The 1,015-nt window shown below is 61.5% G+C and carries 2 protein-coding genes; both read left to right on the plus strand.

Going from position 1 to position 1,015, the window contains the following annotated elements:
* The first annotated feature begins 272 nt into the window (after positions 1-272).
* Positions 273-434, plus strand: a complete 162-nt coding sequence (locus FS320_RS47155; protein ID WP_202882975.1) for a helix-turn-helix domain-containing protein — start codon at positions 273-275, stop codon at positions 432-434.
* Positions 435-624: 190 nt separating this feature from the next.
* Positions 625-1,015: helix-turn-helix domain-containing protein (locus FS320_RS44075; RefSeq protein ID WP_152713122.1), on the plus strand; the 391-nt coding region annotated here is incomplete at its 3' end.

Raw genomic sequence — 1,015 nt, forward strand, 5'->3', positions numbered from 1 at the left:
TCAAGCCAGGACTGAAGTTCGTGTTCCCACGCCACTGAGGTGCTCATGACAACCTCCCGCGAACAATCCTTCAGAGAAGACGTTGGCAGGGCTCGCCTGGTTCCTCAGACCTGCCAAAGTAGTGCTAGACCCTATGCACAAATCTCCAGATCTTCGCACCGGTAAGCACCAGGTAATCACGCGCCGCAGATTTGACGATTCGATAGAAGGAAGTGCATCGCTTGCTGGTGCACCCGTCGCTGGCGCATTCTCGTCGAGAATAGAAGCATACCATGGGCGAAGTGCTCGCCCTGACAGATGACGGCCAGAGCCTAGGTGATGGTCTCAAGATACGTTACGCCATCGACGTAAGTGCGATTCGGAACAAACCCGGTCTCTCGCAGGCGACCTTTGCCCGCCGCATCGGAGTGTCGGTAGGCACGATCCGCAACTGAGAGCAGGGCCGCCGCTCGCCGCTGGGACCAGCCCGCATTCTGCTCGCGCTGCTAGATCGTAATCCGAGGATGTTGAGAAGACATAGGGGCGCTGAATAATCTGCCCGAGGATAGGGGAACGATCCTGCTGCTAGTGTTCTGTCACTGACGAGTGATTCCGAAATCCGATCCGACGTGCGATCCTGCTCTGATGGGCAAGATCGAACGCATTGAGGTTCCCGCCGCTGATCGAGATCGCTTGGAGAGCTTGGTCGGTGACCGCAACACATCCCAGAAGGTCGTCTGGCGGGCTCGGATTGTTCTGCTGGCTGGTGAGGGCCTGCGCGCTACCGAGGTCGCCGGCCGCGTCGGCACGAGCACTCTGACGGTGAGGCGCTGGCGCCGCCGCTATGCGCAGGCGGGCGTCGACGGGCTTCTCAAGGACGCCACCCGCCCGCCAGGGCGCAAGCCCCTGACGGCCGCGGTGATCCAGCGGGTTGTCGACATGACCCTGCATGAGAAGCCGCCGCGAGCGACGCAGTGGAGCGTGCGCTCGATGGCCGCTGTCACAGGCCTGTCCCACACCAGCGTGCAGCGGATCT

The organism is Microvirga tunisiensis (genome assembly GCF_009296175.1).
GTDB classification, from domain to species: domain Bacteria; phylum Pseudomonadota; class Alphaproteobacteria; order Rhizobiales; family Beijerinckiaceae; genus Microvirga; species Microvirga tunisiensis.